We start from the raw sequence: 15,184 nt of genomic DNA on the forward strand, positions 1-15,184 counted from the left end.
TGACTATGTTCTGTTGCTCGCCTTCCAACGGCGCACCACCAGTTTTTCGAGTTCGACTGCGAAGAAAACCAGTACGCCAATAGCCAATGCCACCATCCAGTTACTGAAGGTCAATGGCACGGTATGGAACGCCGTTTGCATGAAGGGCACGTAGAATAACAGGCACTGCAGCAAGATTAAACCCAAGGTAACGGTGAGCAGCGCGCCGTTGCGCAGCAGGGCCAGGTTCAGCGAGAACTGATCCTGCAGGCGGCAGTTGAACAAATAGGCCCATTGCGCCGTCACCAGGGTATGCAGAATCATGCTACGAATGTGGTCTGTGTCCTGGCCGTCGGCGACCATCCACGACTCCAGCAGAAACGCCGCCGCCGTCAGCAGGCCGCCCACAAACAGCACACGCCACACCGCGTAGGCATTGAGAATCGACTCACCGGCTTTTCTCGGCTTACGGTGCATCATCCCCGCCTCACCCGGCTCGAACGCCAGGGCAAACGACAAGGTGGTGGAGGTGGCCATGTTCATCCACAGAATCTGCAACGGCGACAACGGCACCACCGCCCCTACCAGCAAGGCCATGACGATCAACAAGCCCTGCGCCATGTTGGTCGGCAGAATGAACAGCACCGTTTTTTTCAGGTTGTCGTAGACCCGGCGCCCTTCACGCACGGCATTGGTGATGGTGGAGAAGTTGTCGTCGGTCAGCACCATGTCGGCCGCTTCTTTGGTCACCTCGGTGCCTTTGATGCCCATGGCGATACCCACATCCGCCTGCTTCAGTGCCGGGGCATCGTTGACGCCGTCGCCGGTCATACCGACCACCTGGCCGTTGGCCTGCAGCGCGCGTACCAGGCGCAATTTGTGCTCCGGGCTGGTACGGGCAAATACCGAATACTGCATGGCCACGGTTTTCAGGGTGTTGTCGTCGGTCTGCTCCAGCTCTTTACCGGTCATGGCCCGCAGGTCGTTGCCCATGCCCAGCATACGGGCGATGGCCACTGCGGTGTCCGGGTGATCGCCGGTGATCATCTTCACCTCGATGCCCGCCTGCTTGCACAGGGCAATCGCCTCGACCGCTTCCGGACGCGGCGGGTCCATCAGCCCGGCTACGCCGAGGAACACCATGCCTTGGCGCAAATCGTCATGATCGATGTCACCACCGGCATCCGACACCGGCCGGTAGGCGGCTGCCAGCATGCGCAAACCATGCTCGGCGATGTGGTGCATCTCGCGTTCCCAATAATCACGGTCCAGCGGCTGCGGGCCGTCGACACCCAATTGCTGCTCGCACAGGCTCAACAGCACATCAGGAGCACCCTTGAGGTAGATCAGGCGCTGGCCATCGACATCACTGCGCCGGGCCATGTATTTGTACGCCGAGTCGAAGGGGATCTTGCCCATGCGCTGCACCTCGACCGGTGGCAGATCGGCTTTCAGGGCAAGCACCTTCAGCGCCCCTTCGGTGGGACCGCCGACCACCGTCCAGCGGCCGTGCTCGTCGCGCTGGACGCTGCTGTCATTGCAGATGTCCACGGCGCGAATCAACGCCACCAGATCAGGATGCTCAGCCCAGTCCAGGGCTTCGGTGGCCCCGGCCAGGGTGATGCGTCCACGGGGCTCGTAGCTCTCCCCACCCACCGCGTAGAAGCGGTTGGCAGTCAGCACGTGCTTGACCGTCATTTCGTTCATGGTCAGCGTGCCGGTTTTGTCCGAGCAGATCACATTCATCGCGCCGAGGGTTTCTACCGTCGGCAGCTTGCGGATGATCGCCTTGTTGCGGGCCATGCGCTGTACGCCAAGCGAAAGAATGATCGACACGATCGCCGGTAACCCTTCAGGCACCGAGGCCACTGCAAGGCTGATCAGCGACAGCGACAACTCACCCAGCGGGTAGTCGTGAACGAAGAAACCGATAAAGAACAGCAGCACCATCATCCCGACAATCAACTGGAAGATGCGCTTGCCAAGCTGGGCGATCTGACGCAGCAGCGGCGTTTCGGTTTCGTCCACCGTGGCAATCATGCGGTTAATCTTGCCCAGCTCGGTAGCGATGCCGGTCGCGATCACCACACCCTTGGCGTTACCGGCACTGACATGGGTGCCAGAAAACGCCAAGTTGGTGCGGTCGGCCAGTTGCGCCTCGTGGTCCAGCGCATCGCTGTGCTTGGCAACGGTGAGCGATTCACCGGTCAGCATCGACTCCTCGACCTGCAAGTGGTGCACCTCGAACAACCGCACATCCGCAGGGATCTTGTCGCCCGGGCGCAACAGCACCACGTCACCCGGTACCAGCTCACTGGCCTCGATGTTCAGCTTTTGGCCGTTGCGCACTACATGGGCGGTGCTGCTGAGCATGCCGCGCAAGGCGGCCAGGGATTTCTCGGCCTTGTTCTCTTGAAAAAAGCCGATAGCCGCATTGATCACCGCCACGCTGATGATCACCAGGGTATCGGTCCAGTGCCCCATCATCGCCGTGGCCAGCGCTGCAGCCAGCAATATGTAGATGAGTACATCGTTGAAGTGACGTGCAAAGCGGAGCCAGATCGGGTCCACGGCCTTGGCAGGCAGTGCGTTAGGCCCCACGCGCAGCAGCCGTGCCTTGGCCTCCTCGGGTGCAAGCCCGGTGCTGCTGGTTTGCAAATCAGCCATGGTTTGCTGCGCGCTTTTACGGTACCAGGGCTGCGCGGTGCTGCTCGTAGTGCTCGGCGCTTGCGGTTGCAATGATCCCATATCGTCCTCCCGGCATTCGTCCTGAGGTGAATGAGTCAAGCAGCGATTTGCACTCAGCGGGTAAACCAGCAGCTGTTTTTTACGCCGAATATCGCGTTCCACCCCGGGCTACTCATAGTGGTGGTGCATTTTTGCGCCTTGCCGGTTGTCAGTGCTTGATTCAGATCAGCACTGCAAACGCTTGAGAATTTGGGGGGATAGTTCAGCTCCCTGTCGGGCCTTAGCGCCAAAAAGGTGTGCGCTTCTGGCTGCCGACAGCTCTACCATCGTGGTTTTCCCTGAAATCAATTACTGATCAGCCTGCTCGAACCACAGCGCCCTGCTGTCGAGATGAACGTGCTTGTGTTTGCCTGGCGTAAAGGGCGTATCCAGTGTTCCCAGAGCCACCGAAATCCAGTCGGCAAACGCGCCTTGGCTGCGTGACCAGAACAGGGTCGAGCCACACTGGGCGCAGAACTGGCGCAACACCGACGCCGAGGATGCATAGCCGCTGATGTTCGCGGCGCCAGCGACAATCCGCAAGGCCTCACGTGGCACGCTGGCATAGGATGCGAAAGCCGCACCGTGGCCTTTGCGGCATTGCTGGCAATGGCAATGGCTCACGGCTTTGGGCGCACAGAGCAGCTCATATTTGACCGCTGCACACAGGCAGCTGCCTTGGTAAATCTGTGTCATGCCCTTCCCTGACGAGTCTCTGTATGAAAAGTGTTGTGGGGGCAACTGTCTTGATCATTGGCTGTAGGAGCGGGCTTGCCCCGCGAGGCGATGTGGCAGACAGACCGCAATCGCGGGGCAAGCCCGCTCCCACAGATGACCTAGTTGCCTACTGCGTAAGCAGCGGTTGCACGCAGCACCACGGAGATGTCGTAGGTTTCATAGCCACCCCGGTGGGTTTTATAGATGTTGCAGCGCAGTCTGCCCTCCGCTGGGGGAGCGATCAGCGAAATTTCCCGTCCGCGGGTACGGTCAAGATCAAGCGGCGCAGCGGCCAGCTCTCCGCTTTGAATGCCGGCGATGACAACGCCTTTGACCATCTGCCGGACCGCCTTTTGGCGGGCGCCCTGGGTGAGCGCCTTGAGACCCTGGGCAATATACCTGACACACTGCTGGTCCAGCTCGGCAGCCAGCGTGGTGCCAGGTTGTTTGAGCGGCAAGCGGATAAAGCCGCCCTCGCGCGCCGGCATGGGTTCGCTCAGCAGATTGGCACCTGACGCTTTGAATCCGGGCGCGTCGGCAGCGTAGACATAGCTGACGCTCGGGTGGAACGCTGAGCGGTACAGGGCAGGATAACGGTCTTTGATGTGTTCTTTTACATAGGCCTCGGTGTACCAGCGTGCATCAAACAGTACCCTGTTTTTGTCCGAGCCCGCCTGAGCGCCATTGATTGCGGCCCAAGAGATAACGGCTATCGCCAACGTCCTTAGTTTCATCCGTAGTCCTTTGCGGTGGGTATTACTGTTGTAGCTGGGGTGCTGGGGGCATTATCGCGCCAGTGAGCGGCGCTTTTTAATCCGGTACATATCGCCATCGGCATGGCTGAGCAAGGTATCGGCATCCTCACCGTCTGCCGGGTAACAGGCCACGCCGATACTACAGGACGGCATGGCGATGCCGTCGAATTCAGCACCAAGCGGCTCAGCCATAACCGCCAGGATCTGCTCCACCTTCTCGGTTACGGCACTGTGCGAATGCAGGTCAGTCAACAGCACGGTGAACTCATCGCCGCCCATCCGCGCCACCGTGTCGGTTTCACGCACGCAGTGCTGCAAACGTCGGGCAATAGCGCAGAGCACCCGATCGCCCGCCGCATGCCCATGCGCATCGTTGATGCCCTTGAAGTCGTTGATATCGAGAAACAGCAAGGCCAGGGTGCTTTGGTGACGGTGCGCAGCGCGCACGGCAGACTCCAGGCGGTCATTGAACAACGATCGGTTGGTCAGTTTGGTCAGCGGGTCATGATGGGCAAGAAAACGCAGCTCTTCTTCCGCTTTGGCCAACGCGGTGACATTGCGTGCGACACCAATCCGTGCCCCCACCTCCTCTGACCAGAACGCCGCCCAGAGGATCGAGACGACACCGCCATCCTTGCGGATATAACGGTTGCGGAAATCGACGTGGGATTGACCATTCATGACGCGGATTATCGAGGCGCGCGTGGCTGCCAGGTCATCAGGATGCATGTAGTGGGTGATCAGCGTGCCCACCAGCTCATCGGCGCGGTAACCGAGCAAGGCTTCGCAGGCATCACTGACAAACACGATCTGGTTGTCCCGGTCGACCACAAAGACCGTGTCCAGCATCAAATGGATCAGCTTGGGATAGAGCGCTTGCAAGTCGACGGGCATGGGGCTGAAGCATCCGGTTCAAAGGGCTTGGTCAACGCCTGATCGCCAAGGAACACGGCGAACAATCCTGGCGACTTTAAGCAAGTCCGCGGGGCTCAAGCAAGCGTATATCGTGCAAAACATGAACGATTCAGCCGGCGCGCAGGTCAACAGCTTCAATGGTCAGCAAAAAACCCAACAGCACGAGGTTTACCATGAGTACCCTGACAATTGAAGGTTGGTGCAAAGGCGATGGTGAACAACGGTCGACGCCGATAGGCGACATCCACTTTGACATTCTGGGCGCTAACCACAGGCGCCTGGAGCAAGCCGAAGAGCAGTTGCAGGCCAGCCAAGCGCCGGAAGCCATAGTGGAAGCCAACCACACGTGGGAAGCCATGGTGGAAGTCGATATGGCTGCGCTGAACCTGGTTTTGCCAGAAGGGTACGGCCCTCTGGCCGACTGCAGGTTTCGCGTCTACCTGGACGAAGACCAGCGCGGCCAGTTCCACCTGGTGGGTCATCGGGCCACTGATGGCAGCCTGATCTATACCAATGCGGTGTTGATTGCGCAGTTGAGCTAGGGTCTGCACGACAAATTTTGTGTGAGCGGCGGTGCGGCGACCCGATTTACCCGCGAAGCAGGTACTGTGGTGAATGGCACGGGCTTCGCCCGTGTTCGCGGGGCAAGCCCGCTCCCACACTTTTCGCACAAAACCTAGCACGGCAATCCGGGCAGCGGCGGCACCCCGCCGTTGCCCGCTGGCAACTCAGAACGCCGGGCTGTAGCGCACGGTGAACATCAGATTGCGTGGCTCGCCAAAGCTGTTGGCGCCCCAGCTGTTACTGATGTTCTGGTAATAGCGCTTGTCAAAGACGTTATTCAGGTTCGCCTGCAACTGCCATTGCGTACTCGGCTGGTAAGCCAGCATGGCGTCACTGACGCTGTAGCCACCCTGTTTCACACCATGACTCGTGTAGGCACTGCTCTGGCTACGAATGCCACCGCCCACCGTCCAGCGCTCGAGTTCGCCGGGCAGTCGGTAAGTGGTAAACAGCTTGAACAGGTTGTACGGCGTATCGCTGTCGTAGCGATCTCCACGCTGTTGCGTCGCGCTTTGAGTCTTGGTGTATTCAGCCGCGGCATAGGTGTAGCCTGCCGACATCTGCCAACCAGGCATCAATTCGCCCCCCAGCTCCACGTCTACCCCGCGGGTACGCACCTCTCCGCTGGCCTCGTAGCATTCAGGGACACCTTTGGTGCATTGCCCAGATGGCAACGACTTGGCGAGGTTTTCCTGAACCAGCTGGAACAGGGCCAGGCTGGTGTTGAGCGCGCCACCGAAGTACTCGCCTTTGATACCGGCCTCGTAGTTGCTGCCGGTGACCGGGTCCAGCAGGCTGCCACTGGTGTTGCGGGCGGTCTGGGGTTTGAAGATCCGCGTCCAGCTGGCGTAGACCGAGTAGGTATCGTCGAGGTCATAGATCACCCCGGCATAGGGGGTGTACTCGCGGGTCGCCTTGGAGTCGTCACCGAAGCTGTAACCACCGGACTGGGTGGCTTGCTCATACTCGTACCAATCCAGGCGCGAGCCGAGGATCAGATGCAGGTCGTCACGCAGGTTGAAACGCACCGTCGCGTAGGTACTGGACTGCTGTTCACGGCCATCGCGCGACCAGTTGTAGTCGATCGCAGGTTTAGCATACGCATCGGGGTCGAAATGTTGCGGGTCGATAATCACATCCGAGTTGATGCCCGGTCCGCCTGGGCCATCGTCGGTGTCGTCACGGCGCCAGCTGGCGCCCACCACCAGTTCGTGGGTCGCGCCAAACAGGCTGAAGGGACCGGAGACATAGCTGTCGACACTTTTCTGAGTGTGCTGGTAGGTGTACCGGCCGATGTTCAGGTGATAGTCATTGTTTGCGTCGGTGTAAACGCTGCCACCGAGCATTTCCATGTCACCACGCAGCCAGGTCGCGTTGGTGCGCAGTTTCCAGCCATTGTCGAAACGCTGTTCCAGCTCAACGAAGGCGCTGCGGTTGGTTTTGTCCCAGTAGGTCCAGTCGGGTGCGCTGCGGGCTGAACGCGGATAGTCGAAAAAGCTGCCGTCCGGATGGGTGGGCAGGCCGTTCCAGTCGGCGCCCGGGTTGTCTTCACGGTTGTACCAGGCGCCAAACGTCAGGGTGGTGGCTTCATTCAGGTCATACTCGCCGATACCGTAGAACAGCTGACGCTGGTTGCCATAGGCATCAACGAAACTGTTACGGTCCTGGTAGGCGCCCACGAAGCGGCCACGCAGATCTCCATTGGCATCGAGCTTACCGCTGATATCCACTTCACCACGGTAGTCATCCCAGCGTCCGGCGCTGCCGGTGAGGGTCAGTTGCGGTGCCACGGTCGGGCGCTTGCGCACCAGATTGAAGGTGCCTGACGGGTTGCCTGCCCCCACCATCAACCCGGAGGCACCGCGTACCACTTCCACACGATCGTACATGGCCAGGGTCGAGGTACCCAGGGTATCGCTGTCATAGGCCACCGGCAGGCCGTCGATCATGATGGCGTCGATCGCCGTGCCACGCGAATAGAACTCCGGGCGTTCGCCACCGGTTTTGCGCAGGGTCAGGCCTGGGGTGTAGGTGGCAATGTCATCGATCTTCTGCAGGTTCTGGTCGTCCATGCGCTGGCGGCTGACGACGGTGACTGACTGCGGCGTTTCACGCGGCGACGCCGCCAGCTTGGTGCCAACACTCATACTCGAGGTGGTGTAGGAGCCGGTGTGCTCAGTCACCGCGCCCAGGGTATTGCTCGACACCTGGGTTGCCTCGATTTCCAGCGCCGCGCCTGACACTGGCAGTGCCACCAGACTATAACCGCCGCTATCCAGACGACGCATGCCCAGGCCAGTACCTGCCAGAAGCCGGATGAACCCCTGCTCGATGCTGTACTCGCCATTCAACCCGACACTGCGCTTGCCTTCGGTCAGCCCGGCGTTGACCGAGATCGGGATACCAGCACGGCGGCCGAACTCACCAAGGACTTGATCGAGCGGGCCGGCCGGGATGGCAAAAAGCTGAGTGCGCTGAGTGTTGCTGGCAGCGTGTACCGACAGCACTGGCATGACCGCCAGCACGGAACAGCAGACCAGCGTGGCACCAAGCGACTGACGCACGGCGCGAAAAAGTGGGTGAGGCATCATGGGCAAAGGGTCCATTTCTCAAAAGACGTCCGCACAAGCAGACAGGGATTTCTCCCTAAGCCACGCGAGAACTGAAAACCTGCCTCAGTTTGTGTAGTTTTTTCCGCGATCATACGACTTAGCGTGGGCCGACACTGATCCAGTAGCGGGTCGTGCGCCGGACACGCACTGGCAAACTGTCCTCGAGCAAGGCCAGAACCTGATCGGTGTCGGCCAGCGGGTAGGTGCCGCTCAAGCGTATATCCGCCACTTGCCCCGCACAGCGCAGCACGCCCGGGCGGTAACGCTCTAGCTCAGCGAGAAAGTCTGCCAGGCGCATGCGCTCGGCAACCAGGTAACCATCGACCCAGGACCCGTCAGTGCCTTGTAGTACTTGAGGTGCGCTGACACCGGCGGCATCGATCCGCGCCTGCCAGCCGGCCTCGATCACCCTCCTCTGCGCCCCGCTGCGGGGGCTGGCGGCGACACGCCCTTGAGTCACCGCCAACAAAGTACCGCGGTTGTCGTTGTCACGACGCACGCGAAAATGCGTGCCCAGCGGCTGCAACCAGGCATCGTCGCTGACAACCTGAAACGGTCGCCCTGCAGGATCGCTGGCGGTGAGTATTTCAATTTCGCCATAGCGCAAGCGCAGCTGCCGTGTGCTGGCGCTGAACTGCAGATCGATTGCGCTGGCAGTGTTGAGCCACAGCTGGCTGCCATCAGGCAGGCTAAGCTGGCGACGTTCGCCGGTGCCTGTTCGGTAGTCGGCCACAGCCCCCTGCAGTAAATGCGTTTCGCGCCCCTGCCAGGCAACACCGCCAAGCACGCCAAAACCAACCAGCACCTTCAGCGCCCGGCGTCGCTCGGCATCGTGGTAATGCCCCTGCCCGGCCAACTCCCTGCCCAGCGGTGTTGCCAACGTGGTGCTGCGTTGCTGCAAGCTCTGGGTGATGCTGTCCAGGCGCAGCCAGGCGCGCTCATGCTCACTGTGCGCTTTACGCCAAGCCAGCAACTGGCGCTGCTCACTGGTTGTCATGCACCCCGACTGGGCCAGGGTGAACCAGGCAATGGCCTGATCGCGGACCGCGGCGCTTACTGGCAGGTGGTCATGTGCCATGCTGTTACTCGAACCGACTGGCATAACAGGCGGCAAAGGCCTTGCCCATGGCTTTCTGCACCTGGTTGACACTCAGGCCCAGGTGCATGGCGATCTGCGGATAAGTCAGACCATCAAGCTGCGACAACAGGAAAATCTCCCTGACCCGCGACGGCAAGCCTTGGAGCAATTGATCAACCTCCACCAGCGCTTCGATCAGCAGCAGACGCTCTTCCTCCGACGGCACCAGTACTTGCGGGTGTGCAGCCAGGGCCTCCAGGTAAGCACGTTCCACGGCCTGACGCCGCCAGCGGTTGATCAACAGGCTGTTGGCGATTGTCGCAAGGTAGGCCAACGGCTGGCGCAAATCAGCGATGGCACTGCGTGAGCGCATGATCCGGATGAAGGTATCGTGTGCCAGGTCCTCGGCATCGCCATGCCCGCCCAAACGCTTGCGCAACCAGCCTTTGAGCCAACCATGGTGGGCGACGTAGAGCTGTTCCACATCCCGTTCAAATGCCCGCTCGCTGTCCATGCACACCCGTCGTCGATACTTATGATAATCGTTCTCAACTATAACGAATGTTCGACGACTAAGGCAATTGCGCTAATCGTTTGCTGCTTCATTGAGTGGTGGGGCTCTGCAGGCGATGCGGTTAATTGGGTAGCTGTACCGCAAACGCAAACCCGAGCAATCTGTACAGCAAGATGATTTAGGCCTGTTCCAGCAGCTCAGCGATCCAGCGCACTTGCTGCGTCAGTTCCTGGACCTTGCGCGCGGGCACGGCCTGTCGCGCTTGGGCGAATCCGGCCAGAGTCTGCTGCTTCTGCCGCAGCCTGCGCTGCCATTTGCCGAGGAACGCCGGGCTGCGCACCTGCATCTGCAACGGGCCGAAGAACAGTTGCTCGGCGCTGTACTGCACCGCTTCGGCACGTTCGGCGACAATGATTTCGTAGTCGAAGCGGTTTTCCCGCAGTACCTCTTCGTAAAGAATGCAGTAGCCGTTGTCCATCAGCCATTGCCGTAGCGGCTGCTCGCCGCCGTTGGGCTGCAGGATCAGTCGCTCCTGGCCGCTCAGGTGTGCGTTGCCGCTGTCGAGGATGTCGCGGATGGTCTCGCCGCCCATGCCACAGAGGCTGACTGCAGTGATGGCGTCTTCTGGCCTGATCGCCGCCAGCCCGTTGGCCCGGCGCACGCTGATCTGCGGCTCCAGGCCGTTGTCGCGCACCGTGCGTTTCGCCGCCTGGTAGGGCGTCAGTGCGACTTCGCCAGCCAGCGCCACGGCGATCACACCACGGCGCACCAATGCCACCGGCAAGTAACCGTGGTCCGAGCCGATATCGGCCAGGCGCGCACCGACTGGCACCTGCGCCGCCACGCGCTCCAGGCGCATGGACAATGTGTGTTCGTTCAACAACCGCCCCTTTTCACTACCAGCGTCCAGCACCTGTGACTGGATCGGGGCGCGATTCTGTCGGGCTACGCCAAGCTTTTCAACTGCAAAGCGACCACCGCCAGGGTCAGGCAACACCTTCGAGGGAATCGGCCCGACCTCCCTTCCCTGCCCTGTTCCAACGCGCCAAAGCGATGCGCAGCACGGTATTCCAGCAATAGCTCACCAGCACACCCCCCAGGATCGCCAGCAGCACGGAGAACGCCGGATGATCAAACAGACGACGCCCCAGGGAATGGAACTGGAAATGGGTCAGATAGATGTACAAGGTTGCCGAGGCAATCACCGCCCCTGCCCGCGCCACAGGGCCCGGTACACGGATAGACTTGACCCAGATCACCGCGAGCACCGCCGGCAAGGCGATGTCGATGTAGCCGCGCAGTGTCGCCACCTGCAAGTGGTAACCAGCGATAGCGACGTAATCCAGCTCGCCGATCACCAACACCGCCACCGCGCTGGCCACCCATTTCTGCGCCGAGGAATGGGCGAAGTGAATCGCCATACCGAGTACCGTGATCGCCAGGAAGTGTTGCGGCACCCGGTTGTACAGGTGCGTGGCGTCGAACACCAAGCGGTTGAGGGCAATATCCAGCACCACCAGTGCGCAGGAAGCCAGCACCAGGCGCCGGAATGGATCGGCCATGATCAGTCTGCGCACGCGCTCGACCGACACCACCAAGCCGATGATCACGATCATCTGCAGCAGCACTTCGACGTACCAGGCATTGAAATGGCCGACCAGGTGCGGAGGGAACCAGTTGGAAATCAGCAACAGCGATTGCCAGTGCAGCTTGTCGAACAGTATCTGGGTCAACACCGTGTACAGAATGGTCGGCACGGCGATCGTAGCGATCGACTTCAGCAGCACACGCGCATCACCGCGCTCCTCGATGGCCTGGAACTGAAACCTGGCCAGGCTCAGGCCGGAGATCAGAAACAATAACGAAGTCTCACCTGCAACCATCCAGTTGGAAAACACACTGAAGTGGCCGATGACGATGAGGATGATCGCGATCACCCGCAGGCACACCGGCATTTCCATGGCCCGCAGTGACCACCTCGATACCTTGCCCGGCGACCCTTGGGCGGCGAGCTCGGCCAACTGGCGTACTGGGGTCAATTCCCAGCGCTCGGGTAACTGGCCGACCAGCTGTTCCAGCACCATAGACGCCTGAACAAACGACAGTGAATCGCCACCCAGTTCCACGAAGGTCAGGTTGGCGTCGACGCGCGGCACCTGAAGGATGCGCGCCCAGGCTTCACTAAGCTGTTGCGCGACCGGTGACAGCGGCTGGCTGTCACCGCTAGTGTGCACTGCCGGGCTGTCGAACGCCGGTGGCAGCGCGCGCTTGTCGATCTTGCCATTGGGCGTGAGTGGAATCGCGTCGAGGAAAACGAACAGCGCTGGCACCATGTAGTCCGGCAACTGGGCGGCGACTTCCTCGCGCAGTTGCGCCGCAGGCACTGGCTGTGATGCCACGCAGTAGGCCACCAGCCTGAGCATCGCGCTGTCCTGGTTGGCCAGCACCACGCATTGTTTGATCTGCGGGTGCCGGGCAATCGCAGCTTCGATCTCGGCCAGTTCGATACGATGGCCGCGTATTTTCACCTGACTGTCAGCACGCCCGAGAAAACTGACGTCGCCGCCAGGCAGATAGGTGCCAAGGTCGCCAGTGCGGTAGCACAGGTCACCTGCAATGCCCGTAAACGGATTGACCACGAACTTTTCCGCGGTCAGCGCAGCGTCGCCCCAATAGCCCAGCGACAGATAGGGGCTGCGGATCAGAATTTCCCCCACCTCGCCTTCGCCGACCTGTTGACTGGCCTCATTGACCACCAACAACTGTGCACCCTCGATACCAGTCCCCAAAGGAATTTTGCCGCTGTCGGCGAGTGGGTCAATTTCGTGGAACGCCATGGCTTGCGGCGTTTCCGTCGTGCCATAGAAGTTCACTTGAGCGGCCATGGGGGCGACCGCACACATCTGCTCGTGCAACAGCGGGCTAAGGGCATCGCCACCCCAGAACAGGTAGCGCACGCGATTGAGCACTTGCCCGTTAAGCCTCGCGCCGGTTTCGATCAGCTTGCCCAGCGGTGGTGTCAGGTGAATGACCGACACCTGCTGATGGTGCATCCACGCAGCCAGCACCGCCGGATTGATCAGGGTCGATTGCGCCGGGCAGACGATCGTTGCGCCGATCGACAGCGGGGTAAACACATCCCGGTACACCGGGTCATGACCCAGCCCCGACAGCAGCGAAAAGCGCTCATCACGGGTAAAACCATGGCGCCGCACATGCCATTCAATGAAGTGAACAAGGGGCGCGTGATGGGTCACGATGCCCTTGGGCTCACCGGTGCTGCCGGAGGTGAAGGTGATATAGGCTGGCTGGCCGGGATCAACCTCAGGCAGCGGCGTTTGTGGGCAGGCAAACTGCGCCAGCGATGCAGCGACTGCCTCAGGCACGCGGACGACCTGCGGCGGGCGTTCAACGTCGAGTTCGAGCTGAGCCTCACCGCACAGCAACACCACGCTTGGCTCGAGCGTACGGATGATCTGCGCGATACGCGCCGGTGGATAGGCCGCGTCGGCAATGCTGAAGGTCAGACCGGCACGCAGCGCACCGAGCATGGCGTACACAAGGCCTGCACAGCGGCTCGCCACAATCACCACGCGGTCGGAGCGGCCGCCTGCCTTTTCGCGCAGGCCGAACGCTATACCCCGGCTGATCTGCTCAAGCTGGCGATAGCTGCAGGTTTCATCATGCGCAATGATGGCCGGGGCGTCAGGCGTATCGACCGCCTGTTGCAGAAAATCCTCGAAAATCGGGCGCTCGGCACGGTAGTGCAAGCGCTGTGTCGGGTCTGGACGAAGATCCGGCATGTATTTTTCTGCTCCGCATGGTCGGTGCACGCCAGAGCACTGATAGCACCTGGCCGATGGGCTGAACGTTAGTGCACGCCACGGCTCGGCGCCAATGTGTTTGGGCAGTTGCATGCGCTGGAACCCCGTGCCCCGTGAAACGACCGGCGGGATCGACCCAATTGCGGGCGTCCTATCATTCCCAGTGATAGTTATCTTCGCCCCGTTCGATTCGTTGTTAATAGTTACAAATCGCAAAATCCGCCCACTCTCAATAAATTGGCGGATTTCCCATGGAACAGTCACTCAAACCTTTGCGTTACCCCTTGGCGTTACTGGCAGTACTGGTGATGAGTGCCTGCGGTCGTACCCCGGAAGCCGTGCAGGCGCCGGCCGCGACCAAGGTGAGTGTGGCCAAGGTACTGGAACAACCGATCAACGAATGGGACGAGTTCACCGGGCGCCTGGAAGCGCCGGAAACCGTGGAAGTACGCCCGCGGGTTTCCGGGCAGATCGACCAGGTAGCTTTCACCGAAGGCGCGCAAGTCAAGAAAGGCGATCTGCTGTTCCAGATCGACCCGCGCCCATTCCAGGCTGAAGTCCGCCGTCTGGAGGCACAACTGCAGCAAGCCCGCGCTACTGCTGCACGCAGCGATAACGAAGCCCGCCGTGGCGAGCGCCTGCGCAGCAGCAACGCCATCTCCGCAGAGCTGGCCGAGTCGCGCAGCAGTGCCGCCGCCGAAGCCCGCGCCGGTGTCGCCGCGATCCAGGCGCAACTGGACCTGGCGCGCCTGAACCTGAGCTTCACCCGCGTCACCGCCCCCATCAGCGGGCAGGTCAGCCGCGCTCAGTTCACGGCCGGCAACATTGTCAGCGCCGATGTCACCCCGCTGACCAGCGTGGTCTCGACCGACAAGGTGTACGCCTACTTCGACGCCGACGAGCGTGTGTACCTCAAGTACACCCAACTGGCCCGTGACGGCCAGCGCGGGCAAAGCACTCCGGTTTACCTGGGCTTGTCCAACGAAACCGGCAATCCGCACCTGGGTCAGATGAACTTTGTCGACAACCAGGTCAACCCAAAGACCGGCACCATCCGTGGCCGCGCTGTGTTCGATAACAGCAACGGGCAGTTCACTCCGGGCCTGTACGCACGCCTGAAACTGGTAGGCAGCGCCACGTATTCAGCGGTGTTGATCAATGACGAAGCGGTCGGTACCGATCTGGGCAAAAAATTCGTGCTGGTGATGGACAAAGACAACACCGCAGCTTATCGCGCCGTCGAACTGGGGCCCAAGCTTGAAGGCCTGCGTATCGTGCGCAGCGGCCTGAGCAAGGATGACCGCATTGTGGTCAAGGGCCTGCAGCGGGTGCGTCCGGGTTCGCCAGTCGATCCGCAAGACACGCCAATGGCCAGCGAGGCAACCATCGCCGCCCTCGCCCAGCAACGCCAGGCGCTGGAAGCCAGCACCCAAGGCAAACCTGCCGCCACTGCCAGCGTAAAACTTGCCAGTGCCTCGGCCCCCCGTAGCTAAGGAATC

General features: G+C 61.0%; 11 protein-coding genes. 2 read left to right on the forward strand and 9 right to left on the reverse strand.

The window, feature by feature from the left end:
- Positions 1–3 precede the first annotated feature (3 nt).
- From ACP6KB_RS14675 to ACP6KB_RS14690, 4 genes are all read right to left on the reverse strand, one after another.
- On the reverse strand, positions 4–2,727 hold the full coding sequence (locus tag ACP6KB_RS14675; RefSeq protein WP_442107624.1) for a cation-transporting P-type ATPase: 2,724 nt from the start codon (positions 2,725–2,727) through the stop codon (positions 4–6).
- A gap of 288 nt (positions 2,728–3,015) precedes the next feature.
- The gene (locus tag ACP6KB_RS14680; protein WP_442107626.1) at positions 3,016–3,402 is read right to left on the reverse strand and encodes a GFA family protein; all 387 of its coding nucleotides are present in this window, start codon (positions 3,400–3,402) and stop codon (positions 3,016–3,018) included.
- 140 nt (positions 3,403–3,542) lie between these two features.
- Entirely contained in the window at positions 3,543–4,142 is a 600-nt protein-coding gene (locus tag ACP6KB_RS14685; protein WP_442107628.1) for a hypothetical protein, read from the reverse strand.
- A 66-nt stretch (positions 4,143–4,208) separates the two neighbouring features.
- Positions 4,209–5,072, reverse strand: coding sequence for a diguanylate cyclase domain-containing protein (locus ACP6KB_RS14690; RefSeq protein WP_442107630.1), 864 nt, complete (start codon positions 5,070–5,072; stop codon positions 4,209–4,211).
- Between the two features lie 194 nt (positions 5,073–5,266).
- Between ACP6KB_RS14690 and ACP6KB_RS14695 the strand changes: the two genes are divergently transcribed.
- Complete coding sequence (locus ACP6KB_RS14695) at positions 5,267–5,635, forward strand: hypothetical protein (RefSeq protein ID WP_442107632.1); 369 nt, start codon at positions 5,267–5,269, stop codon at positions 5,633–5,635.
- A gap of 186 nt (positions 5,636–5,821) precedes the next feature.
- Here the strand turns inward: ACP6KB_RS14695 and ACP6KB_RS14700 are convergent, their stop codons facing one another.
- From ACP6KB_RS14700 to ACP6KB_RS14720, 5 genes are all read right to left on the reverse strand, one after another.
- The gene (locus ACP6KB_RS14700) at positions 5,822–8,248 is read right to left on the reverse strand and encodes a TonB-dependent siderophore receptor (protein WP_442107634.1); all 2,427 of its coding nucleotides are present in this window, start codon (positions 8,246–8,248) and stop codon (positions 5,822–5,824) included.
- A 118-nt stretch (positions 8,249–8,366) separates the two neighbouring features.
- Positions 8,367–9,347, reverse strand: a complete 981-nt coding sequence (locus ACP6KB_RS14705; RefSeq protein ID WP_442107636.1) for a FecR domain-containing protein — start codon at positions 9,345–9,347, stop codon at positions 8,367–8,369.
- Positions 9,348–9,351: 4 nt separating this feature from the next.
- Positions 9,352–9,861: a sigma-70 family RNA polymerase sigma factor gene (locus tag ACP6KB_RS14710; RefSeq protein WP_442107638.1), complete on the reverse strand. Its 510-nt coding sequence runs from the start codon at positions 9,859–9,861 to the stop codon at positions 9,352–9,354.
- Between the two features lie 178 nt (positions 9,862–10,039).
- Positions 10,040–10,741: a tRNA (adenine(22)-N(1))-methyltransferase gene (locus ACP6KB_RS14715; protein ID WP_442107640.1), complete on the reverse strand. Its 702-nt coding sequence runs from the start codon at positions 10,739–10,741 to the stop codon at positions 10,040–10,042.
- Positions 10,742–10,847: 106 nt separating this feature from the next.
- Positions 10,848–13,664 carry an amino acid adenylation domain-containing protein gene (locus tag ACP6KB_RS14720; protein ID WP_442107642.1) on the reverse strand — a complete coding sequence of 939 codons (2,817 nt, stop codon included), beginning with the start codon at positions 13,662–13,664 and terminating at the stop codon, positions 10,848–10,850.
- A gap of 272 nt (positions 13,665–13,936) precedes the next feature.
- On the opposite strand from ACP6KB_RS14720, the gene mexE reads away from it, so the two are divergent.
- On the forward strand, positions 13,937–15,178 hold the full coding sequence (mexE, locus tag ACP6KB_RS14725; RefSeq protein WP_442107644.1) for a multidrug efflux RND transporter periplasmic adaptor subunit MexE: 1,242 nt from the start codon (positions 13,937–13,939) through the stop codon (positions 15,176–15,178).
- Positions 15,179–15,184 lie beyond the last annotated feature (6 nt).

Origin of the sequence: Pseudomonas sp. NUPR-001, from assembly GCF_052147955.1 — a bacterium.
Classification (GTDB): domain Bacteria; phylum Pseudomonadota; class Gammaproteobacteria; order Pseudomonadales; family Pseudomonadaceae; genus Aquipseudomonas.